Origin of the sequence: Dickeya parazeae Ech586 (genome assembly GCF_000025065.1) — a bacterium.
Taxonomy (GTDB): Bacteria; Pseudomonadota; Gammaproteobacteria; order Enterobacterales; family Enterobacteriaceae; genus Dickeya; species Dickeya zeae.
Genome location: NC_013592.1, coordinates 2,044,503 through 2,067,470, shown reverse-complemented (window position 1 = coordinate 2,067,470; position 22,968 = coordinate 2,044,503). Strand labels below are relative to the sequence as shown.

Here is a 22,968-nt window from a genome sequence, read left to right as displayed (position 1 = left end):
GATTAGAATGCAGCGGCAAAAATCTCGACGATTTCCGCGTGAGTGGCTTTTTTCGGGTTAGTCAGACCGCAGGCATCTTTCAGCGCGTTATCGGCCAGGATGTTGAAGTCTTCTTCCTTCACGCCCAGGTCTTTCAGACCTGCCGGAATGCCGACGTCACTCGCCATTTGGCTGATAGCCTGGATAGCCGCTTCCGCTGCCTGCTGGTCGTTCAGACCGGCAACATCCACACCCAGTGCGATGGCAACGTCTTTCAGACGCGGTGCAGCAACGGTGGCGTTATAACGCTCTACGTGCGGCAGCAGTACTGCGTTGCACACCCCGTGCGGCAGGTTGTAGAAACCGCCCAATTGGTGCGCCATCGCATGCACATAACCCAGTGACGCGTTATTGAATGCCATGCCGGCCATGAACTGGGCATAAGCCATCTGTTCACGCGCGACCATGTTTTTACCGTCTTTAACCGCGTCGCGCAGATGGTCACGAATCAGTTCTATCGCTTTGATCGCAACCGCGTCAGTAATCGGGTTGGCGGCGGTCGACACATAGGCTTCGATAGCATGGGTCAATGCGTCCATCCCGGTGGCGGCAGTCAGTGATGCCGGCATGCCGACCATCAGTGCCGGATCGTTGACGGACATCACCGGCGTTACGTTTTTATCCACGATCGCCATTTTCACGTGGCGCGCTTCATCGGTGATAATGCAGAAACGGGTCATTTCAGAGGCCGTCCCCGCTGTGGTGTTGATACCGATCAGCGGCAGCTGCGGTTTGGCAGACACATCCACGCCTTCATAGTCGGCAATTTCGCCGCCATTGGCCGCCAACAGGGCAATCCCTTTGGCGCAGTCATGGGAAGAGCCGCCACCCAGCGATACAACGCAATCGCTGTTGTTCGCTTTGAGAATTTTCAGGCCTGCATCCACGTTGGCCACAGTCGGGTTCGGCTGCACGCCGTCATACACCTCACTGTCGACCTGATATTTCTTCAGCAGTTGCTGCACGGAAGCCGCAACACCAATTTTGTTCAGCACGCCATCCGTTACGATTAACGCGTGTTTGAAACCCTGCAACTGAATCTGCCTTGCCGCTTCCTCTAATGCACCTTCGCCCATCAAGTTTAAGGCTGGAATGTAAAATGCGCTGCTCATAGATCACCATCCATTTATTACAGAGTTTTAACTTGAATTCATCCTAGCATTGACATTTTTCAGTAAAATTGACCCAGAACAAATTTCTAACACTCTTTATACCTGAAGTGAGAAATCATTCTTTTGTTCCATCCACACTGATAACTGACTGTTATTTTAGTAAATAACCATTTCATATCGTGAAATCATATTACCGCTGACATAATCCGTCACCAAACTGACGCAACGCGTGCATTACAATTCATTTACACAGGAAATCATGCTGGTACGTAACCTTTTCGGGTAAAACGAGTGAGGCGAGCGATAACCCTGTGGTGGAAAGCCGTTGACGATAAGACGGGACGAGAGGTGATAAAAATTATTTCGAATCAGCTTGATAGGTGATTTTTAGGCTGATGGATCGCACACAGACAACGCCGCCGTCGTCAGGCGGCGTTGTTTTGCAGAGAAATAGCTGAATTAGTGGCGATTTCTGACCAACTGATAACGGCGGGTCAGATACTCAACCGGCGCACTCCAGATATGTACCAGACGGCAGAATGGGAATAGCAGGAACAGCGTCATCCCCAATACCAGGTGTACACGGAAAATGAAGGCCACATCATCCAGATAGGCTGATGCACCACCGCGGAAGGTGACGACGGCCTGCGCCCAGTTCACCAGCTTCATCATCTCGCTGCCATCCATATGCTGGGCAGAGAACGGGATGGTCAATAACCCCAACGCCGCCTGAATCACCAGCAATGTCAGGATCAGAATGTCACCGGTGGTGGAGGTGGCGCGGACACGCGGGTTAGTCAGCCGACGTCTTAACAACAAGATACCGCCAACCAGCGTCAACAGGCCGCAGGCACCACCGCCGAACATCGCCATTTTCTGTTTTACGTCCAACGGCAGGAACGACTCGTACATCCAGTGTGGTGTCATCATGCCCACAAAGTGGCCGCCCAGCACGCCCAGAATGCCGATGTGGAACAGGTTCGACGCCAGTCGCATGCCTTTTTTATCCAGCATCTGACTGGAACCAGCACGCCAGCTGTACTGACCGTAGTCATAACGCAGCCAACTGCCGATCAAAAAAACCGCACCGGCGATGTAAGGGTAGATATCGAATAAAAACAGATTGAGGTAATGCATCAGCAATCTCCTTTGACCGGTGAAGCGTCAAGGTTCAGGTAGTGCGGTGCCACCGCGTCGGCGAACCGACGCTGATGACGAGTCTGTTGCGCCGGGGCGCAGCCCGCGTCGGCCAAAAAGCGGACCTGCTCCTCCTCCCATACGGCATCCAGCGCCTGCGGCGTGTCGTCGCGTGCTTCTTGTGCCACTTTCGCCGCCACCGCGTCACTCGACGGCTCGCACGACGCCAGCGTCAGTAACAACTCCAGCAACAGGGCATAGTCACTGTCGCGCTGGCGTAGCCGCTCTGCCAGCAGCGTCAGGATCGGCGCGATATCACGCAATCCATCACGCGCGGCCTGCGGCTCACGCAACGTCAAATACTCCAGATACAGCGGCAGGAAATCCGGCAGTTCACGGCAGTCCAGCTCCAGGCCGACTTCGCGGTATTGCGCCAGCAAGTCCACCATCGCCTGACCACGCTCACGCGACTCACCATGTACGTGCTCAAACAGCAGCAACGACAGCGCACGACCGCGATCAAACAGCTCGCTGTAGCGCGCCTGCTGGTCCAGCAGGTCGCCCTGATAAAAGTCGCCGATGAACTGCAACAACTGCGCGCTTTGGCGCAGCGGCAACTCGTCAGCCTGCTCCAGCGCGTCCAGCATGTCCTGACGCTGCTGCCACAGCTCCGCATCCGGGTACTCCAGCAGCCGGGCGATAACGCGAAGGCTGATCATGACTTGTTCTCCTGCATCCGCCGGCTCATGTTCTGGGTTTTGCTGGTGACGTCGATGGCGTCAATGCGGCGGCTGTTAAACAGATTGAACGATGAATCGCTACCGTGGCAGCCGTCGCCAAAACTAAAACCACAGCCATGCGCTTCCGGGAAGGCTTCACGCGCCAGCTCACGGTGGCTGGACGGCACCACAAAGCGATCTTCATAGTTAGCGATCGCCAGATAGCGGTACATCTCTTCGGCCTGCGATGGCGTCAGCCCCACCTGCTCCAGCGCGCTGGTGTCGGTAATCTGCTCGACGGTCTGCGCACGTTTGAAGTGACGCATCGCCAGCATACGCCGCAACGCACGCAGCACCGGACGGGTATCGCCCGCTGTCAACAGGTTCGCCAGATACTGCACCGGGATACGCAGGCTTTCGACGTCCGGCAGGACACCGCTGTGCACCAGGTTACCCGCATCGGCCGCTGCCTGAATCGGTGACAACGGCGGCACGTACCATACCATCGGCAGTGTGCGGTATTCCGGATGCAGCGGCAGCGCCAGTTGCCATTCCACCGCCAGTTTGTACACCGGCGATTGCTGTGCGGCTTCAATTACGCTGAGCGGAATGCCGTCACGTTGTGCCTGAGCAATCACCTCGGGGTCGTTCGGGTCGAGGAAAATGTCTAACTGACGGCCGTACAGATCGGTTTCATTCTCCGTGGAGGCCGCCTGTTCAATGCGGTCAGCATCGTAGAGCAATACACCCAGATAGCGGATACGACCCACGCAGGTTTCCGAGCACAGCGTCGGCATACCGGATTCAATACGCGGATAACAGAAAATGCATTTTTCTGATTTTCCGCTCTTCCAGTTGAAATAGATTTTCTTGTACGGGCAGCCGGTCAGGCACATGCGCCAGCCACGGCATTTATCCTGATCGATCAGCACAATGCCGTCTTCCGCCCGTTTGTAAATCGCCCCACTCGGACAGGTGGCGACACACGCCGGGTTAAGGCAGTGCTCGCACAGTCGCGGTAAGTACATCATGAAGGTGTTTTCGAACTGTCCGTACATGTCTTTCTGCATGTCGTCAAAGTTCTTGTCCTGCGAACGTTTGCTGAACTCGCCACCCAGATCGTCTTCCCAGTTCGGACCGTTTTCGATCTTCTCCATACGCTGGCCGGTTATCAGCGAACGCGGGCGAGCCACTGGCTGATGCCGGCTTTCGCCAGCACGTTGCAGGTGTGCGTAGTCGTAGTCAAACGGCTCGTAGTAGTCATCCAGCGCCGGCACATCCGGGTTGGCGAAAATCTTCGACAGCACCCCAACACGGTTGCCCATGCGCGGTTCCAGTCGACCGTTGATCTTACGAATCCAGCCGCCTTTCCATTTTTCCTGATCTTCCCAGGCATGCGGGTAACCGGTGCCGGGTTTGGTTTCCACGTTGTTGAACCAGGCGTATTCCACCCCTTCGCGGCTGGTCCAGACGTTTTTACAGGTCACCGAACAGGTGTGGCAGCCAATGCATTTATCCAGATTCAGCACCATGCCGACTTGTGAACGAATTTTCATCAGGCTTTCTCCTGCAGATGAGGTTGCACATGGGAAGACAGGTCGTCATGGCTGTCCTCATCCAGCCAGTCGATACGGTTCATCTTACGCACCACCACGAATTCATCGCGGTTGGAACCGACGGTGCCGTAGTAGTTAAAGCCGTACGCCAGTTGGGCATAGCCGCCAATCATATGGGTTGGTTTCGGGCAAACACGCGTCACGGAGTTATGAATACCGCCGCGCTGGCCGGTGATTTCTGAACCCGGCAGGTGCACCAGTCGTTCCTGCGCGTGGTACATCATGGTCATCCCTGCCGGAACACGCTGGCTTACCACCGCACGGGCCGTCAGCGCACCGTTGGCGTTAAATACTTCTATCCAGTCGTTATCGACAATGTTCAGCTCGCGGGCATCATCCTCGCTCAGCCAGACAATCGGCCCACCACGGCTGAGTGTCAGCATCAACAGATTTTCACTATAGGTAGAGTGAATCCCCCACTTCTGATGCGGTGTCAGGAAGTTGAGCGCCTTCTCCGGGTTACCGTTCGGTTTCTTGTTCAACAACGGCTGAGCAGCACGGGTATCTACCGGCGGACGGTAAACCAACAGGCTTTCACCGAAGGCACGCATCCACTCATGATCCTGATACAGTTGCTGGCGACCGGAAATAGTGCGCCACGGAATCAGTTCATGCACGTTGGTGTAGCAGGCGTTATAAGACACATGCTCGTCTTCGAGACCAGACCAGGTCGGGCTGGAGATGATCTTGCGTGGCTGTGCCTGAATATCCCGGAAGCGGATTTTCTCATCCTCTTTCGGGTGCGCCAGATGGGTGTGATCACGGCCGGTAACCTTGCCCAACGCATCCCAGGCTTTCACCGCCACCTGGCCGTTGGTTTCCGGTGCCAGCGACAAAATCACCTCAGCGGCGTCGATGGCGCTGTCGATTCTCGGGCGACCCGCCGCTGCGCCCTCTTCCTGCACGCGGTTCAGGCGTTTGAGGAAGTCCACTTCGTTTTGGGTATTCCAGCTAATACCTTTACCGCCGTTGCCAAGTTTATCCAGCAGCGGGCCGAGTGAGGTAAAGCGGGCGTACAGGTTCGGGTAATCGCGTTCCACGGTCATAATGTGCGGTGCGGTTTTACCCGGAATCAGGTCACATTCGCCTTTTTTCCAGTCTTTCACGCCCAGCGGCTGCGCCAGTTCGGCGGCCGAGTCGTGCTGAATCGGCAGCGTGACCACATCGGTTTCGACCCCAAGGTGACCCTGACACACGCGAGAGAAGGTTTTCGCCAGCCCTTTATAGATTTCCCAGTCGGTTTTCGACTCCCAGGCCGGGTCAACCGCCGCCGACAACGGATGAATGAACGGATGCATATCCGAGGTGTTCATGTCGTCTTTTTCATACCAGGTGGCGGTCGGCAACACGATGTCGGAATAGAGGCAGGTACTGGACATACGGAAATCCAGCGTCACGACCAGATCCAGCTTGCCTTCACCACCTTGTGCGCGCCATTCCACTTCTTCCGGCGTGACCGCACCTTGCTCGCCCAGGTCCTGCCCCTGAATACCGTGCTCGGTACCCAGCAGATACTTCAGCATGTACTCATGGCCCTTACCGGAAGAACCCAGCAAGTTGGAACGCCAGATAAACAGGTTACGCGGGAAGTTTTGCGGGCTGTCCGGCTGCTCAGCAGCAAAACGCAGACGCCCGGATTTCAGTTCCGCTACGGTGAAATCCTGCGGTGACATACCGGCGGCGGCGGCCTGTTCGGCGATACGCAGCGGGTTAGCACCCAGTTGTGGTGCGGAAGGCAACCAGCCCATGCGCTCAGCGCGCACGTTAAAATCAATCAAACTGCCGCTAAAGCGTGATGAGTCTGCCAGCGGCGACAACAATTCCTGCGGTGCGACGGTTTCATAACGCCACTGGCTGGAATGGTTATAGAAGAACGAGGTACTGTTCATGTGGCGTGGCGGACGCTGCCAGTCCAGACCGAACGCCAGCGGTAACCAGCCGGTTTGCGGACGTAGTTTCTCCTGGCCAACATAGTGTGCCCAGCCGCCACCGCTCTGCCCGACACAGCCGCAGAAGATCAGCATGTTGATGATCCCGCGGTAGTTCATGTCGAGGTGATACCAGTGGTTCATACCGGCACCGACGATGATCATCGACCGCCCGTGGGTTTTGTCGGCATTGTCGGCAAACTCACGCGCGATGCGGATGATGTTCTGCCGTGATACGCCGGTAATCTGCTCGGCCCACGCCGGGGTATAGGCTTTGATCTGATCGTAATCATTGCCGCACTGTGCGTCGTTCAAACCACGATCCACACCGTAGTTAGCCAGTGTCAGATCGAAGACGCTGGTCACCAGCCCTTCCTGACCATCTGCCAGCGTCAGGCGTTTCACCGGCAACTGATGCAGCAGCACCTCATCCAGCGCGACGCTGGCGAAGTGTTCACTGGTCGCACCGCCAAAATACGGGAAGCCGACGGATACTACTTCGTCATGGTGACCCAGCAGACTCAATTGCAGGTTAACATCACGTTGGGAGCCCCCTTCGCGCTGTTCCAGATTCCATTTGCCTTGTTCACCCCAGCGATAACCGATGGAACCCTGCGGTGCCACCAGCTCGCCTGTGGTTTCATCAATGGCGATGGTTTTCCATTCCGGGTTGTTTTCCTGACCCAGGTTGCCGACCAGATCGGCGGCGCGCAACAAACGCCCGGCGGCGTAGCTGCCATCAGCACGCGGTTCCAGCAATACCAGCATTGGCATGTCGGTATAGCGGCGCACGTAGTCGGTGAAATATTGACGCGGCTGCTTGAGATGGAACTCGTTGAGGATCACGTGACCCATTGCCAGCGCCAGCGCACTGTCGGTACCTTGTTTCGGGTTCAGCCACTGATCGCACAGTTTGGCGATTTCTGCATAATCAGGGGTAATGGCGACCGTTTTGGTGCCTTTGTAACGAACTTCAGCAAAGAAATGCGCATCAGGGGTACGGGTCTGCGGTACGTTGGAACCCCAGGCAATAATGTACGACGAGTTATACCAGTCGGCCGATTCCGGCACGTCGGTTTGCTCACCCCAGGTCTGCGGTGATGCCGGTGGCAGGTCGCAATACCAGTCGTAGAAGCTCAGGCACACCCCACCCATCAGCGACAGGTAACGGGCACCGGCGGCGTAAGACACCATCGACATAGCCGGGATCGGTGAAAAGCCGATCACCCGGTCCGGGCCAAAGGTTTTGGCGGTATAGACGTTAGCGGCGGCGATTAGCTCATTCACTTCCTGCCAGTCGGCACGGACAAAACCACCACGACCACGGACTTGCTTGTATTCTTTCGTTTTATTGGCATCGTCGACAATTGACGCCCAGGCATCTACCGGGTCAGCATGGTGACGACGCGCTTCACGCCACAGCTTCATCAGGCGCTTACGCATCATCGGGTATTTCAGGCGGTTCGCGCTATAGAGATACCAGGAATAGCTGGCACCGCGTGGGCAACCGCGCGGTTCATGGTTCGGCAGATCAGGCCGGGTACGGGGGTAATCGGTTTGTTGCGTCTCCCAGGTGACCAGCCCGTTTTTGACGTAAATCTTCCAGCTACATGAACCGGTACAGTTGACGCCATGCGTCGAACGCACCACTTTGTCATGTTGCCAGCGGCTACGGTAGCCATCCTCCCAGTCACGGTTGGTATTCAGCGTCTGGCCGTGATCACCGGAAAACGGTTCGGCCACCTGTTTGAAATAGCGTAACCGGTCAAGAAATTTGCTCATCCGGACTCTCCTGCTGCGGAACCTGACGGCTCCTGTCGTTATAGAAGTACACGTGGGTATTGCTCACTACGATGCAGGGTAGCCAACTGAATAAGTGTCAGAATTGACAGCGATCAAGCCCTCAGGAGCCGGTTTGTGGTGGGATTTGGGAAAATACCACCTTGGTGGTATCAGAAAAAAGTCAGTTAATTAACTGATAAAAAAGGAAATATTGAGGATTGAAATGATAAGGTCAGGTGACATTTACTGATGAAGACTCTTTGGAGGTAGTAGAATGCCATCGGCCACGTAGCCGGGCGTTTTACCTCCTGTTTGCCTCTGATTCGTCCAGCATCAGCCTGATGCTGATAAATCCTGCACCAGAAAATCCAATAGTGTGCGCAGCGTAGCAGGCATATGACGCCGCGACATGTAACACGCGTAAATACCCAGCGCCTGTGTCTGGTAATCCCCCAGCAACGGCACCAGCTCTCCGGCATCCAGCCCGCCACGCACGACAAATTCCGGCAAACAGGCGATACCCTCACCCGCCCGAGCTGCCGTCAGCAGCACCAGCGTGTCATTGGCCACCACGCGTCCTGACACCATGACACGATGCTGCGCCCCGCTCTCCCGGTGTGTAAAACGCCACTCCCGCCCAAGGCGGATATGGTTAAGGCAATTATGCCGCACAAGATCGTTCGGCGTGGTCGGTGGAGCATGGTGCGCCAGATAGTCCGGTGATGCGCAGACCACCGATGCACAGCGCCCCAGCGGTTTGGCAATCAGGTTAGGATCCGGTGAGTTCGTCACTTCGACAGCCAGATCGATACGCTCTTCCGCCAGCTTGATGGCGCGATCTGTCAGTATCAGCTCGGTTGTGGTATGAGGATAACGAGCGCGGTAGCGTCCCAACGCTTGCGCCAGATAAGACTGCCCGAACGACACACTGCTGGCGACCCGGATCACGCCGTGCGGTTCCGTATTACCACTGCTGGAAAGTGCCGCCATGTCCTCAGATAACGCTAAAATCTGACGGCAGCGCACCAGCATGTCGTTACCGACGCTGGTCAATCCCAGACTGCGGGTTGAGCGATGCAGCAACCGCACCCCTAACCAGTGTTCCAGTGCGGCAATGTAACGTGTGGCCATTGAACGCGATATATCCAGTTTATTCGCCGCTGCGGTCAGACTCCCCAGGTCTGCCACCGCCACAAATACCTGCATCGCAATAAGACGATCCATAGCGCCTCTATTGAGCGATATATGCAACAAACTATGGCTGATTCTAGGGTTTATTCGTTCACTTCAGGAAGCAATAATGATCATCAATAATCCAAAATAACTCTATGAGATTGATTATGCTTAAAAAATACCTTGCACTGTACTTTACCTTCGGGTTGTTGACCACACCGGTCACTGCCACGTTGGCACAAACGTCGCCTTCTTCCAGCACCACCGCCGCATCATCACTGGCAGGTTGCCCATCTGACGCCATTAACGCGCGTTTTGCCGAGTTCGGCCGCACCGGGCGTATGCCACCAGACCTAAACCGTTGGTTAAACGATCCACAAGCTCAGGCGATTACACCCTATAAAGCGTTCGATAATGTCTATTTCGTGGGTGTTTGCTGGGTATCCGCCTGGCTGGTCAAAACCAGTGCAGGCCCGGTATTGATCGATACCCTGCATGAACCCTATGTCGATCAATTACTGGCTAACATCCGTCAGGTTGGCGTTGATCCAGCGGATATCAAATTGGTGTTGATGACGCACGGACATTTCGACCATGTCGGTGGAGCCTATAAGATCAAAGCCCTCAGTCAGGCGCGATTTGTTATGACACAGCCGGGCTGGGACGAAGCAATAAACGGTGCCAAACAATCGCAACACACCTCCCATCCCTGGAAAATGCTTGACCACGCCGATATCGTGGCGCACGACGGGCAAGCCTTCACGGTGGGTGATACGACGTTTTACGCTTATGCCACCCCCGGTCATACCTGGGGAACGACCTCTTACGCCTTTGACGTCAACGATGGCGACAAGACCTATCGGGCCATCACCATCGGGGGAATGGGGCTGAATGCGATAGAAAACGCCCGGCAGGTCGAAGCCTACCTCGCCAGTATTGAGCGGATAAAACGCCTGATTACCGACCCGCAACATCCGATCATGGTCCACCTCACTGCTCACCCGTTCAATACCGGGTTAACGGAAGCTAAAGAGCGCCTGAAAACACGCAAGCCAGGCGACCCCCACCCGTTGGTGAATCAGGCTGCGTTGATTAAACAAATGGACAGCGCCTATCAGGAAGCGGAACAGCGACTGGCGAACGAGCAGAAAAAAGAGCAAGGAAATAAGCAGTAAACCGAACAGGCGTATGCCCGATAGCGGCCAGACAGAAAAGCGGGAAGACGACATATTGAAATACACCGAGCCGGGACATCTCACCGGCTCGGTATCATTACCCGCTGAACTACGCGCGGGCTTTACGTCCGTAGCACAGCCAGGTAATCAGTACACAAGCAACATAGAACACCACAAACACCTTCATGGCACCGGCAGGTGAACCGGTCAGCGCCAGCGATGTTCCAAACGCTTTCGGAATGAAAAAGCCGCCGATAGCGCCGATAGCGGAGATAAACCCTAACGCCGCGGCAGTATCGGTCACCGCACTACGCAGCGCTTCCTCAGTACCACCACCTGCGGCCGTTACCCTTTCCATCGTCATACCACGGAAGATAACCGCGATCATCTGGAAGGTGGAACCGCTGCCCAACCCGGCCGTCAAAAACAGCAGCATGAAAATGCCGAAGAACATCAGGAAGGAACCCGGCTGATTCTGGCCCGGCAGTGCGGTGAACAGCAGCAGTGACAGGATAGCCATCAACACAAAATTAATCAGCGTCACCCGTACACCACCGAAGCGGTCCGATAACATGCCACCCACCGGACGCGCCAGCGCGCCCAGCAGCGGGCCGAAAAAGGCGTAATGCAGGATGACCACATCCGGGAACTGGGTTTTCGACAGCATAGCGAAACCGGCAGAAAAGCCGATAAACGAGCCGAACGCCGACAGATACAGTACGCTTAAGATCCACAGATGCGACCGTTTCAGTACCGGCAACTGCTGACGCAGCGACGCTCTGGCGGTGGAGAGATCATTCATACCGAACCAGGCTGCCGCCGAAGCGATAAGCAACAACGGTACCCATACCCAGGGCGCATTCTGCAACCAGACCTGGCTGCCATCAGGCTGAACGATGCCTTTACCCGTGAAACTCAGTACCGGCAGAAAGATCACCACCGGTACCAGTAATTGCATCACGCTGACACCCAGGTTCCCAAACCCGCCATTTAACCCCAGCGCACCACCCTGCTGTGCTTTCGGGAAAAAGAAGCTGATATTCGCCATGCTGGAAGCAAAGTTAGCACCGGCAAATCCACACAGCAGCGAGATAATGATAAACACGTTGTACGATGTCTGTGGATCCTGCACGGCAAACCCAAGCCACACACACGGAATCACCAGAATCAACGTACTGAAGGTGGTCCAGCGGCGTCCGCCTGCCAGCGGGATAATAAATGAATACGGTACCCGCAATAACGCCCCGGATACCGATGGCAATGCCGTCAGCATAAACAGTTCATCGGTGGTGAAATGGAAACCGACTTTGTTTAAATTGACGGCCACTGTGCTGAACAACATCCAGACACAGAAAGCCAACAACAGACAAGGAATGGAAATCCACAGGTTACGTTGCGCGATACCACGCCCCTGTTTTTGCCAGAACTGTACATCCTCCGGGCGCCATTCCCGGATAACAGTCTGCCGTGAAGCACCTGGCGTAATGGTTGACTGCGTCATAACAAGCCTCGGTCAGAAAAATACCCCTATCACTACGCGTCACATTAGAGGGTATGACCGAAGCAAACTTGATATACATCAACAGCTTGTTGGGTAAAAAAATGCGCTGATTTAACACCCACTCCCAAATAGGTAAGTCGCCATGACAAGTTAATAGTGTCGTTTCATCATGTTATGACCATTAACTCCGTCACGGTACTCACGACTACCTACCAATGGAAATTGTGGAGTAACCCTTTGTGGGTATGGGGTTACTTCTGGAAATAAGAAAAAATGCCATGGTGTTGCATGAATGGATTTCTACACTGAATCCACGATAGCTAACCGGCGTCGGTCGATAACTCGCCTTGTCGATCGGAATCAAGGTAACCTGTCTGACCCGCAGTCTATTCTTTAGCATACACATGTGTTTCCACTTTCGTCACAGGCGGTTTCCCTCATGTTAAGACGCTTTCGGCTTCCACTCTCACTGGTCAATCAGGTGGCGTTGTCCATGCTGCTGCTTGGCCTGCTGGGTATTGCTGGCATGGCGATATCAAGCTGGATGTCACAAAGCATTCAGGGCAACGCACACGCCATCAATAAAGCCGGTTCTCTGCGCATGCAAAGTTACCGGTTATTGTCGATGGTGCCGCTTACCGCAGGCAGCGACCATTATCTGCAAGAGCTGGAGCGTGATGAAAACGACAACGATCTGCGTCAGGCGGTCATACGCGAGGGGCTAAGCGAGCAACTCACCACACTGCAACGTTACTGGGCCGATCAATTGAAACCAAGTCTGCGTCAGGCAAAACATCCGGCAGATGCCGCCGACGCCGTTGCGGATTTTGTCCACCATCTGGACGCGCTGGTACTGGCTATCGACCAGAAGACCGAAGCGCACCTGCGGCTGGTGACGCTGGTACAGCGCATGTTTATCGTCATCATGCTGTCGCTGCTGGTGCTCACCTTTTTCTATCTGCGTCACCGGTTGCTGACCCCCTGGCGCAAGTTGCTGTCGATGGCTCAAGCCATCGGTCAGGGTGAATTTCACCAGCGGGTGACCCCGCACGGTCAGGATGAAATGAGCACGCTGGCACAGGCGCTGAACAATATGTCAGATGAACTGTCAGCGATGTACCGCGACCTGGAACAGCGTGTAATCGAAAAAACCGCTGATTTACAACAAAAAAACGACACACTGGCGTTTCTTTATCGCGCCAGCCGACGCTTGCATACCAATGCGCCGCTGTGTAGCCGACTGCTGCCGGTGCTGGATGAGCTCAGCGCGTTGATGCCCCTGACCGGCATTCAGTTACAGCTGTATGAAGATAACCATCAGGCGCATGTCACCCCTTCCAGCCTGACCGTCATTCCCAACCCTGACACCTGCCCGGACAGCGCCTGTCAGCGCTGTGCGCACTTTTCAACCCGGATGACGTATGAAGGCAAACCCGTCAGTTGGAATCTGCATGACAAGCTCGGTCACTACGGTGTGGTGCTGGCACGACTGCCGGTTCACCAACATCTGACCCCCGACCAACACCAGTTGCTCAATACGCTGCTGGAGCAGCTAACCAGCACACTGGCGCTGGAACGGCAGTCCAGCCATCAACAGCAGTTGATGCTGATGGAAGAGCGCACCACCATCGCCCGGGAGTTACACGACTCGATTGCCCAGTCCCTCTCCTGTCTGAAGATTCAGGTTAGTTGCCTGCAAATGCAGCACACCTCGTTGACGCCGGAAATACAACAGCAACTGGACGCCATGCGCGATGAAATCAATACCGCCTATCGGCAGTTGCGTGAATTACTGACTACTTTCCGTCTGAAGCTGTCAGAATCCGGCCTGCTGGCGGCATTACGATCCACCGTGGAGGAGTTCAATCAACGGCTCGGCTATGACATCGTGCTGAACTACCACCTCCCGCCGCAGGCCGTCTCTGCCCATCAAGGGATTCACCTGTTGCAGATTGTGCGTGAAGCACTGAGCAACACGTATAAACATGCACAGGCGACGGCAACCAGCATTACCCTGAGTCAACAACAAGGGTATATCGAGCTGCGTGTGCGTGATAACGGCATCGGCATCAGTGATGACAACCGTCGTACCAACCACTATGGCCTTATCATCATGCGCGACCGCGCCCGAAGCCTCCACGGCGACTGTACTGTTCAACGTCTTGTTTCCGGCGGCACGGAAGTGTATGTCCGTTTTCAGGCCGACTCTCGCCAGCCCCCCGTATTATCAGGAGAAAACCATGACTAATGACGCCTCTACCGTACTGCTTATTGATGACCATCCGATGCTACGCAATGGCGTCAAACAGCTACTCAGTATGGCGCCAGACCTGTGTGTGGTCGGTGAGGCCAGTGAGGGGGAACAGGGTGTGACGCTGGCAGAACAGCTCGACCCGGACCTGATCTTGCTGGATTTGAATATGCCGGGCATGAACGGACTGGAAACGCTGGCCCGTCTGCGCGAAACCTCGTTATCCGGGCGCATCGTGGTATTTACCGTGTCAAACCATGAAGAAGACGTGATCAGCGCCTTTAAAAGCGGAGCCGATGGCTACCTGCTAAAAGACATGGAGCCGGAGGACTTGTTGGTTGCGCTTCACCAGGCGGCGGCAGGAAAAATGGTGCTCAGTGATACCCTGACGCCGGTTCTGGCAGCCAGCCTGCGGGAAACACGCAGCACGGATACCCGCGATATCCAGCAATTGACCCCGCGGGAAAAAGATATTCTGAAGCTGATAGCCCAGGGGTTACCCAACAAAGTGATCGCCCGCAAGTTGACGATTACCGAAAGTACGGTAAAAGTACACGTCAAACACCTGTTGAAAAAAATGAAGCTGCGTTCACGCGTAGAAGCGGCGGTTTGGGTAGTACAAGAGAAGATTTTCTAACCAATGGCGGCTTGTGCCGCCAGTCATTCTGTTATCCGCCATCATCGCCCGATGATGTTGCGTTTTACGTTTAGATGTTAAAAATTACAGCAAAATACACCCATCTACATTTCTATACGTTTGTTTGCAATACGGCTGATAGAGTAACGGCCGTTCATAATTTTTAGTACTTTATCGCCATTTTCCTAGATATTTCCCCATATTCATTTCCTAGACTCACCTCGTTCGGCGTTTCATTGCGCTTTAGCCAGGCTTAACCGGAGGAAAAAGAGAATGAAAGTCAGAGAACGATTTATTGGACTTGAATGGCTCCGATTTTTGCTTGGATGCTATGTGATGGTTTACCACACCGTACATATCTATCCGCAGCGTGACAAGATCCCCTTTCTCAACGAACTGACCAGCATGGGATTCTTCGCCACCAGCACCTTTTTTGTGTTGTCTGGCTTTCTGCTGACGCACGTTTATCTGCGTGACGGACAGTTACGTGAACCCGCCCGGCATTTTCTGGCTAAGCGGCTGTTTAACCTCTATCCAATCCATATTATCGGTCTGGTGTCCTCCATTGTGGTGGTCAGCATGATGCATTGGCTAGCCATCCCACCCGAGGGGCAAGTCGCCAGCGCCCGTTTCGTCATTTACGACAGTAACGACCCCGGTGTCGCCCCGGAAACCTTGCGCCACTACATGGATAACGTGCAGTTAGCTGTGAATGGACTGCTGCAACTACTGATGTTACAGGCGTGGAACCCCTACTTTTTGACCTTCAACGCGCCGTTGTGGTCAGTCTCAACACTGTTCTTTTTCTATTTACTGTTCCCATTGCTGGCTCCACGTCTGTTGGGTAGCCGCTACCCGCGTCTGTGGCTGGTGGCTCTGTTCCTGTTATATCTGCTACCGCCGGTATGGGTTATCTGGCATCAATTATATGGCGTGCCGTATACCGGTTTGCTACAACGCAATCCGCTACTTCGGCTGCCGGAGTTTTTAGCTGGGATAGTGGGCTACGCCATTTTCCGACAATATCGGGACGGTAAGATACCGGCGTTGACATGGATACAAGGTGCTACCCAACGTAAAGCGCTAGGCGTATTCATCGGTCTGAGTTTCATTATCGCGACCTGGTTATTTACGCACGGTGAACACTACTGGTATTTCCTGCTGCACAACGGCCTGCTGTTACCTGCACAGGTTGCACTGGTCTGTCTGTGTGCTCACGCCCGCGAACCAGGCAGCGAGACGCTGAAAACCTGGGTAACCCGCCTGGGTGGCGCATCATTGTCGATTTTCGCCTTGCACGTCCCGTTGTTTAATCTGTTCCGGACCTTGGAACAATTACTGCGCGGCCACCCGTTGCAATGTTTTACCGACTGGCAGGCGTGTATTGATGCGGCAGGACGTGTGGAAGCCTCCATGACTGGCTACGGCGTATTCCTGCTAACAACCGTTACCTTGTGCGTGATATTCCAGGAACAGGTTGTGACCCGCATGAAACAGTCGCTGACCGAACGCTTCCTCACTCGCCGCTTCCAACCTTCCCGCAGCGCAGCCTGATGACAGCGGCTATAACGATGATGTGACCGCCATCACCGTTATAGCCGTAAATCATTAATCACACGGTTTATAACAATTTCCATTCTAATTATGGGTCACTTATACCTAGAGACGCGGCACGATTCCTGTTAATGTTGCCTCGCCGGGAAGTAACCGGTATATCGATACATCGGCAAGCCGTTCGAACGGCGTCTTTCACTTTTAGTCATTCACTGTTTTATCTGACATCATGACATATTCCAAACATGCACTTTCGCCGCTGGGTCTGTTCATCGCGCTCAGCGCTGCAGGCATTTCCACCAGCCATGCGGACACCGTCTGGCTAACCAACGGTGACAAGATCAGCGGCCAGATTACGCTGCTGGATAGCGGCAAGTTATTCATCAAAACCGACTATGCCGACACCCTGTCGGTAACCTGGGACAAAGTTAAAACCTTCCAGACCGACCACGGTATGGTGATTCAAGGGCAGCGCTACGAAAAAGGCGTACTTTACCCGTCTATCAAGGCCTCTGACAGTTCACGCGCTATCGTGGCTCAACCCGCCAGCATAGACGGCCAGCAAGTCAGCGCCGGACAGGAAACGCTGCCGCTGTCTGATATCAACTCAATGGTCGTTCCACACCGTTGGGTGGAGGATTTCTCCTGGAAAGGCAATATCGATGTCAGCCTGGCCCACAAGAAAAGCTCCACTGAAACCGACAACCGTGATGCAACGCTGAGTACGCGCCTGCGCCACGGCACATGGCGCCACAACCTGGATGCCAGCTACCACATGACCAAAGAAGATAATGTGGAAAGCACCAAAAACGCTGACGGTGAATACGCGCTGGATAAATTCATCGACGAGCACTGGTTCTGGCAGGGTCGCTATGAATACAAACGCGACTGGATAGAAAACATCAAGATCAACCGCTCTGTGGGTACCGGTCCGGGTTACCAGTTCTGGGATAACGATCTGGGTGCGTTCTCGATTACAACGCTGGTGAACTCCCAGACGTTTATTTATCAGAACAACAACGAAGATAATTTCTACTCCGGTGGCCTGAAGTGGAGCTACGATCGCTTCCTGTTCAGCAAACGTACCGAGCTGTTCAGCGATGGTGAAGTCGGGCGTTCGTTTGACAGCACCACCCCGCTTTATTTCAAAGCCGGTGCAGGTCTGCGCTTCAAAGTTACCGACTGGTCATCCGTCAGTATGAAAGTCTCCCGCAACCGTACCGAAAGCGTACAGGGTAACGTCAATGACACTCTGTACTCACTGGGTCTGGGCGTCGGCTGGTAATTTATCGCGTTCTGGTTCCTGCGGTTATCGCGGGAACCAGCTGCTGAGTGCCGTGGAATACGGCGATAAAAAAAGCCCGGTTTGTTTAAACCGGGCTTTTTGTTTTGGCTCACCGTAGCGTCACAGCCTTACTGTGACTTCGATTCCTGTTTAGACAGGTCTTCCGCAATCTGGACGGTTTCATTCAGATACGCATCCGGATCCTGATAATCCTTCGGCAAGTCATCCAGCGACTTCAACGGCGGTTTACCCTGACGTTTCAGTCGATCGTTGATGCGTTGCAGACGCGTCGCCTCGTCTTCGTTGTTTTCTTTCTGGCGCTGCGCCAGGTTCAACGACACGTGATTACGCTTCTCTTTCATCTCCTGATAACGCGATACATCCTGCTGGATATACTGGAACTCCGGATCCTTGGCGATACGGGCATTGTGCTGTTCAATCAGCCCCGGCAGCAACGGTTTCATGTCGCCCATTACGGTATAACTGGCCGGTTTGATGCTATCCCACGGCAATGCGTTATCTTCAAACTTCTCGCCGGTATCCACCGCCTCGTTGCCGGTCGGCATCACGATATCAGGTGTCACCCCTTTACGCTGGGTACTACCGCCGTTAATGCGATAGAACTTCTGGATGGTGTACTGTACCGAACCGAGCGCGGGCCACTCAGGGCGTAACATCTGGTCGTAAATACGATTAAGAGAACGGTATTGCTGCACCGTACCCTTACCGAAGGTAGGTTCACCCACAATCAGCGCACGGCCGTAATCCTGCATCGCGGCAGCAAAAATCTCTGACGCCGAGGCGCTAAACCGATCAACCAGCACCACCAGCGGGCCTTTGTAATAGAGGGTGTCATCTGTGTCGCTATCCTCACGGACCTTGCCGTTATTGTCGCGCACCTGCACCACTGGCCCGGTGGGAATGAATAGCCCCGACAGACCGACCGCTTCGGTCAAGGCACCACCGCCGTTACCACGCAGGTCGATGACGATACTACTGACGTGCTCTTTTTCCAGTTTTTGCAACTGTACTTTCACATCATCCGTCAGTCCGACGTAGAAACCGGGGATATCCAGTACACCGACTTTGTCTTTGCCGACATCCTTGATAGACATTTTCACCGCGCGGTCTTCCAGACGGATGCGCTCACGGGTCAGCGTGATGGTTTGCGTTTTGGTGCCTTTACCTGCAGGCAAGACTTCCAAACGCACCTTGCTACCTTTCGGCCCTTTGAGCAGCGCCACCACGTCATCAAGCCGCCAGCCGATCACATCCACCATCGGCTTACCAGCCTGCCCGACGCCTACGATACGGTCGCCAACGCTAATGCGTTTGCTTTTCGCGGCCGGGCCGCCCGGCACCATGGAATTGATTACCGTGTAATCTTCATCCATCTGCAGTACGGCGCCAATACCTTCGAGCGACAGGCTCATTTCAGTATTGAACTGTTCAGTGTTGCGGGGAGACAGGTAACTGGTATGCGGATCGATTTCCCGCGCGAAGGCATTCATAATGATCTGGAACACATCTTCGCTATTGCTCTGGACCAGGCGACGAATCGCAAACTGATAGCGTTTGGTCAAGGTTTCCTTGATTTCCGCATCGGTTTTGCCGGTCAGTTTCAGGCTCAGCCAGTCATATTTGACCTTGGCATCCCACAGTGCGTTAAGTTCGTCCACGCTTTGCGGCCAGGGCGCTTTAGCGCGATCCAGGTCGATAAAATCGCTTCCGTTGAGGTTAATCGGCTTTTCCAGCAGCGTTAGGGCATACTGATAACGCTCGAAACGGCGCTTCTGAGCCAGGTTGTACATGGCGTATGGCAGGCTGAGCTTGCCATTCTTCAGATTTTCCCCTAACTCGCCCTTCTGACCGGCAAACTGCGCCACGTCTGAAGCCAACAACACGTTATGGCTGTAATCCAGCATGTTGAGATAACGGTCGAAGATCTTGCCGGAAAATTGCGCATCCAGCATGAACTGACGATAGTGGGAACGTAGAAAGCGCGATGCCACGCGCTCACTGACGGTAGAATGCTGTGCTTCTGGCTGCAGTTGGGGAATTTGGTCTGCGCGGGTAATGCTCTCGCTGGCAAAACTGCCCCCGGACAGCAAAAGCCAGGTTAATGCGACTGCTTTAACAAATTTGTTCATGCCCTGGTTGGCCTCCGTATCAGAACTGCAAATGTTCTGCGCGTACGATCATCGCCAGACCAGAAGCCAGTTGTACCCTGACCCCGTCTTTAGCGATCTCCAGCACAGTGGCATCCATGGCGTTTTTGCCAGCCCTGACCTTGATTTCCTGGCCGATTTGCAAGCTGGAAATATCCGTCACCGTTTGCCGTTCCGGTGTTACCGCACGGGCTGCTTTAGGCTGACGAGGTTGGGATTTATCGGATGACGGAGAAGCGGTCTGTGTGGCGCGAGGAGTAGACGGACGCGGCTTGCGCGGCGCGGCATCACGTTCACGACGCAGGGCATTTTTGCCAGCAGACGGACGCGGGCGGGAAGGTTCGGCTTCACCGGACTCGCGTTTCTTCGCCTGTTGCTCGGCACGCTGAGCCTGGACACGGGCCTTAGCCTCTTCCAGTTGCTTGCGGGCATGCTCCACATGCTGCTGCTCAAGCTCGCCGCACGGGTTGCCATCAAGGTCAACGCGTTGAGCGCCGAGTTTAACGCCATACAGATAACGCCAGCTTGACGTATAAAGACGAAGCGCGGAGCGCAACTGCGTCTTGCTAACGTGTTCAGATTCGGACACGCGTTCGACCAGATCCTGAAAAATACCAATCTTTAACGGACGCGCTTCGCCTTCAAGCGTGAAACAAAGCGGAAAACGCTCTGCCAGATAGGCGATCACTTCTTTACTACTGTTCAACTTAGGTTGATTTTCCATGAAATTTCCTGATTACAACGGGTTTGCCAACCAGCGCAGGCATGAACAGGCGTCATTATAATGACGCCATCGGCAATTGCTACGTTATCCTTGTCGCAACATAAGAGAATTGATGAAAGATAGCAGATCGCTCTGTGACAATTGGCGGCATAACACCGCGGCGATAGCCAGTAAACCGGCTTCGTCTTCGGCGTCAAATCGGTCATGGACCGTGCTGTCGATATCCAGCACGCCAATCAATTGACCATCCACCGTCAGCGGCAACACGATTTCAGCATTACTGGAGGCATCGCAGGCGATGTGACCGGGGAACGCATGAACATCGCCAACCCGTTGAACATAGTTTTCCGCAATAGCTCGACCACAGACCCCTTTTCCTGCTGGAATACGCACACAAGCCGGGCGCCCTTGAAACGGCCCCAGAAACAGCGTGTCGCCTTCCAGCAAATAAAAGCCGGCCCAATTCACACCATCCAATCGTTCAAACAGTAACGCACTGCTGTTTGATAATATCGTGAGGAAGCGATCTTCACCGGCAATCAGCGCGGTCAGGTCGCGTTCCAGTTCATTGTAGAATTGTTCTTTTTTCATCATTTGCATAGGCAGAAATTGTCTTTACGGACCGCCGGGCGGCTGATGTCCGCAGCACATTACATAAAGTCTCGCGTCGGGATGCTACAGGATTTCTCTTGTCAGCCCAACTTTCACCGCACGGGGCGCTCATAAAGCAGCGGTTATTGTGCGTTATACAGCGCCCGACATCGGTAAATGCATGCAGGATACCGTCTGATGACGTCACCATGTGACCTGACAAGAGTAGCAGTGATTTTGTGTCATCCATCATTCAGTTACACTATGATAATACCTGTCCTGTTAACCTGCCCGCAGGAAATATGAAAATTTATAACGCCGCTGCGTCCATCGAGTCGGCCGACTCGCCGCCTGTAGCGCCGCGCCGCTTTCAACGTTGCCCGCAATGCGACCAGCCATTCATGTTGCCCCGGCTCAAACGCCATCAACACGGTCACTGCCCGCGCTGCGCGGCCCATATTGCCAGCGGCCGCGATTGGTCTATTTCCCGGTTGGTGTCGATGGCCATCGCCATGCTGCTTCTGATGCCGTTTGCCTATACCGAACCGCTGCTCAATATTCGCTTGTTGGGTGTGTCCATCAACGCCAGCCTGCTGGAAGGTATCTGGCAAATGACGCGTCAGGGACACCCGGTCACCGCCAGTATCGTGGCATTTTGTACTATCGGGGCTCCACTCACGCTGGTCTTCGCACTGCTATATCTGTTTTTCGCCCCACGCGTCGGCATGAACCTGCGGCCGGTATTGTTGTTGTTCGAACGCCTGAAAGAGTGGGTCATGCTAGATGTGTATCTGGTCGGTCTGGCGGTCGCGTCGATTAAAGTGCGTGAATTTTCCGAGGTCCTGCCCGGCAATGGGTTACTGGCGTTTCTGGTGCTGATGGCGCTCAGTCTGCTGACCCTGATTCACCTTAATACCGAGCAACTCTGGCAGCGCTACTATCCACAACGAGACCCACAACGCCCACAGCGTGATCCACAACGTGCCAACCCAGCCTCAGCAGAGGCGCTGGTCTGCCTGTCCTGCCATTTTACTGCACAGCCTGACCATCAAGGCCGTTGCCGTCGTTGCCATGTGCCGCTCACGCCGCGCCGTCCTTATAGCCTGCAAAAATCTTGGTCGGCGTTGATTTCCGCCGTTATCCTGCTGCTGCCTGCCAATTTGATGCCGATCTCAATCATTTATGTCAACGGTGTTCGCCGCGAGGACACCATTTTTTCCGGCATTATGTCGCTGGCGGCCAGTAATGTCCCGGTGGCGCTGGTGGTTTTTATCGCCAGTATTCTGGTGCCGTTCAGCAAGGTTATCATCACCACATTTCTGCTGGTCAGTATTCATTTTCGGATGAAAACCGGCCGCATGCTCCGTATGCGTCTACTGCGCCTGATGACCTGGATTGGGCGCTGGTCGATGCTTGACCTGTTCGTTATCGCGCTGACCATGTCGCTGGTTAACCGCGACCAATTGCTTGCTTTTACCATGGGACCTGCGGCGCTTTATTTTGGCGCTGCCGTTATTTTGACCATATTGTCTGTCGAATGGCTGGATAGTCGACTGATATGGGATAACGACTAAAT

The 22,968-nt window shown here is 54.4% G+C and carries 16 protein-coding genes; 6 read left to right on the top strand and 10 right to left on the bottom strand.

Annotated elements, in window-relative coordinates; all coding sequences use genetic code 11:
• Positions 1-2 precede the first annotated feature (2 nt).
• The 6 genes from yiaY to DD586_RS09030 form a co-directional block, all read right to left on the bottom strand.
• Complete coding sequence (gene yiaY / locus DD586_RS09055; RefSeq protein ID WP_012884507.1) at positions 3-1,151, bottom strand: L-threonine dehydrogenase; 1,149 nt, start codon at positions 1,149-1,151, stop codon at positions 3-5.
• A 459-nt stretch (positions 1,152-1,610) separates the two neighbouring features.
• Positions 1,611-2,288 carry a respiratory nitrate reductase subunit gamma gene (narI, locus tag DD586_RS09050; protein WP_012884506.1) on the bottom strand — a complete coding sequence of 226 codons (678 nt, stop codon included), beginning with the start codon at positions 2,286-2,288 and terminating at the stop codon, positions 1,611-1,613.
• Positions 2,288-3,007, bottom strand: a complete 720-nt coding sequence (gene narJ, locus DD586_RS09045; RefSeq protein ID WP_012884505.1) for a nitrate reductase molybdenum cofactor assembly chaperone — start codon at positions 3,005-3,007, stop codon at positions 2,288-2,290. The genes narI and narJ overlap by 1 nt, the downstream gene beginning before the upstream one ends.
• Positions 3,004-4,563, bottom strand: a complete 1,560-nt coding sequence (gene narH, locus DD586_RS09040; RefSeq protein WP_012884504.1) for a nitrate reductase subunit beta — start codon at positions 4,561-4,563, stop codon at positions 3,004-3,006. Before narH ends, narJ begins: the two co-directional genes overlap by 4 nt.
• A complete protein-coding gene (locus tag DD586_RS09035; protein WP_012884503.1) occupies positions 4,563-8,333 on the bottom strand; it encodes a nitrate reductase subunit alpha in 3,771 nt (1,256 codons plus the stop codon). Before DD586_RS09035 ends, narH begins: the two co-directional genes overlap by 1 nt.
• Positions 8,334-8,666: 333 nt before the next feature.
• Complete coding sequence (locus DD586_RS09030; protein WP_012884502.1) at positions 8,667-9,557, bottom strand: LysR family transcriptional regulator; 891 nt, start codon at positions 9,555-9,557, stop codon at positions 8,667-8,669.
• 116 nt (positions 9,558-9,673) lie between these two features.
• Here DD586_RS09030 and blaCAR point away from each other — a divergent pair, with 116 nt between their 5' ends.
• Positions 9,674-10,681: a CAR family subclass B3 metallo-beta-lactamase gene (gene blaCAR, locus DD586_RS09025; protein WP_012884501.1), complete on the top strand. Its 1,008-nt coding sequence runs from the start codon at positions 9,674-9,676 to the stop codon at positions 10,679-10,681.
• Positions 10,682-10,790: 109 nt separating this feature from the next.
• On the opposite strand, the gene DD586_RS09020 is transcribed toward blaCAR, so the two are convergent.
• The gene (locus DD586_RS09020; RefSeq protein ID WP_012884500.1) at positions 10,791-12,182 is read right to left on the bottom strand and encodes a NarK family nitrate/nitrite MFS transporter; all 1,392 of its coding nucleotides are present in this window, start codon (positions 12,180-12,182) and stop codon (positions 10,791-10,793) included.
• 439 nt (positions 12,183-12,621) lie between these two features.
• Between DD586_RS09020 and narX the strand changes: the two genes are divergently transcribed.
• From narX to DD586_RS09000, 4 genes are all read left to right on the top strand, one after another.
• Positions 12,622-14,430, top strand: coding sequence for a nitrate/nitrite two-component system sensor histidine kinase NarX (narX, locus tag DD586_RS09015; RefSeq protein WP_012884499.1), 1,809 nt, complete (start codon positions 12,622-12,624; stop codon positions 14,428-14,430).
• A complete protein-coding gene (gene narL / locus DD586_RS09010) occupies positions 14,423-15,070 on the top strand; it encodes a two-component system response regulator NarL (protein WP_012884498.1) in 648 nt (215 codons plus the stop codon). Before narX ends, narL begins: the two co-directional genes overlap by 8 nt.
• A gap of 273 nt (positions 15,071-15,343) precedes the next feature.
• The gene (locus DD586_RS09005; protein WP_012884497.1) at positions 15,344-16,624 is read left to right on the top strand and encodes an acyltransferase family protein; all 1,281 of its coding nucleotides are present in this window, start codon (positions 15,344-15,346) and stop codon (positions 16,622-16,624) included.
• A gap of 229 nt (positions 16,625-16,853) precedes the next feature.
• Positions 16,854-17,909 (top strand): DUF481 domain-containing protein, encoded by a 1,056-nt coding sequence (locus DD586_RS09000; protein ID WP_012884496.1) that lies wholly within the window; start codon positions 16,854-16,856, stop codon positions 17,907-17,909.
• A gap of 128 nt (positions 17,910-18,037) precedes the next feature.
• On the opposite strand, the gene prc is transcribed toward DD586_RS09000, so the two are convergent.
• The 3 genes from prc to DD586_RS08985 form a co-directional block, all read right to left on the bottom strand.
• Positions 18,038-20,059, bottom strand: coding sequence for a carboxy terminal-processing peptidase (prc, locus tag DD586_RS08995; RefSeq protein ID WP_012884495.1), 2,022 nt, complete (start codon positions 20,057-20,059; stop codon positions 18,038-18,040).
• A 19-nt stretch (positions 20,060-20,078) separates the two neighbouring features.
• Complete coding sequence (proQ, locus tag DD586_RS08990; protein WP_012884494.1) at positions 20,079-20,801, bottom strand: RNA chaperone ProQ; 723 nt, start codon at positions 20,799-20,801, stop codon at positions 20,079-20,081.
• A gap of 84 nt (positions 20,802-20,885) precedes the next feature.
• Positions 20,886-21,392, bottom strand: coding sequence for a GAF domain-containing protein (locus tag DD586_RS08985; protein WP_041164896.1), 507 nt, complete (start codon positions 21,390-21,392; stop codon positions 20,886-20,888).
• A gap of 302 nt (positions 21,393-21,694) precedes the next feature.
• On the opposite strand from DD586_RS08985, the gene yebS reads away from it, so the two are divergent.
• Entirely contained in the window at positions 21,695-22,966 is a 1,272-nt protein-coding gene (gene yebS, locus DD586_RS08980) for a membrane integrity lipid transport subunit YebS (protein ID WP_012884492.1), read from the top strand.
• Positions 22,967-22,968 lie beyond the last annotated feature (2 nt).

Excerpts from the sequence above, each read along its gene's own strand:
- blaCAR (WP_012884501.1), top strand. The coding sequence starts at position 9,674 with ATGCTTAAAAAATACCTTGCACTGTACTTTACCTTCGGGTTGTTGACC.
- yebS (WP_012884492.1), top strand. The coding sequence starts at position 21,695 with ATGAAAATTTATAACGCCGCTGCGTCCATCGAGTCGGCCGACTCGCCG.
- DD586_RS09020 (WP_012884500.1), bottom strand. The coding sequence starts at position 12,182 with ATGACGCAGTCAACCATTACGCCAGGTGCTTCACGGCAGACTGTTATC.
- proQ (WP_012884494.1), bottom strand. The coding sequence starts at position 20,801 with ATGGAAAATCAACCTAAGTTGAACAGTAGTAAAGAAGTGATCGCCTAT.
- narH (WP_012884504.1), bottom strand. The coding sequence starts at position 4,563 with ATGAAAATTCGTTCACAAGTCGGCATGGTGCTGAATCTGGATAAATGC.
- DD586_RS09030 (WP_012884502.1), bottom strand. The coding sequence starts at position 9,557 with ATGGATCGTCTTATTGCGATGCAGGTATTTGTGGCGGTGGCAGACCTG.
- narI (WP_012884506.1), bottom strand. The coding sequence starts at position 2,288 with ATGCATTACCTCAATCTGTTTTTATTCGATATCTACCCTTACATCGCC.
- narJ (WP_012884505.1), bottom strand. The coding sequence starts at position 3,007 with ATGATCAGCCTTCGCGTTATCGCCCGGCTGCTGGAGTACCCGGATGCG.
- DD586_RS08985 (WP_041164896.1), bottom strand. The coding sequence starts at position 21,392 with ATGAAAAAAGAACAATTCTACAATGAACTGGAACGCGACCTGACCGCG.
- prc (WP_012884495.1), bottom strand. The coding sequence starts at position 20,059 with ATGAACAAATTTGTTAAAGCAGTCGCATTAACCTGGCTTTTGCTGTCC.
- yiaY (WP_012884507.1), bottom strand. The coding sequence starts at position 1,151 with ATGAGCAGCGCATTTTACATTCCAGCCTTAAACTTGATGGGCGAAGGT.
- DD586_RS09000 (WP_012884496.1), top strand. The coding sequence starts at position 16,854 with ATGACATATTCCAAACATGCACTTTCGCCGCTGGGTCTGTTCATCGCG.
- narX (WP_012884499.1), top strand. The coding sequence starts at position 12,622 with ATGTTAAGACGCTTTCGGCTTCCACTCTCACTGGTCAATCAGGTGGCG.
- DD586_RS09005 (WP_012884497.1), top strand. The coding sequence starts at position 15,344 with ATGAAAGTCAGAGAACGATTTATTGGACTTGAATGGCTCCGATTTTTG.
- DD586_RS09035 (WP_012884503.1), bottom strand. The coding sequence starts at position 8,333 with ATGAGCAAATTTCTTGACCGGTTACGCTATTTCAAACAGGTGGCCGAA.
- narL (WP_012884498.1), top strand. The coding sequence starts at position 14,423 with ATGACTAATGACGCCTCTACCGTACTGCTTATTGATGACCATCCGATG.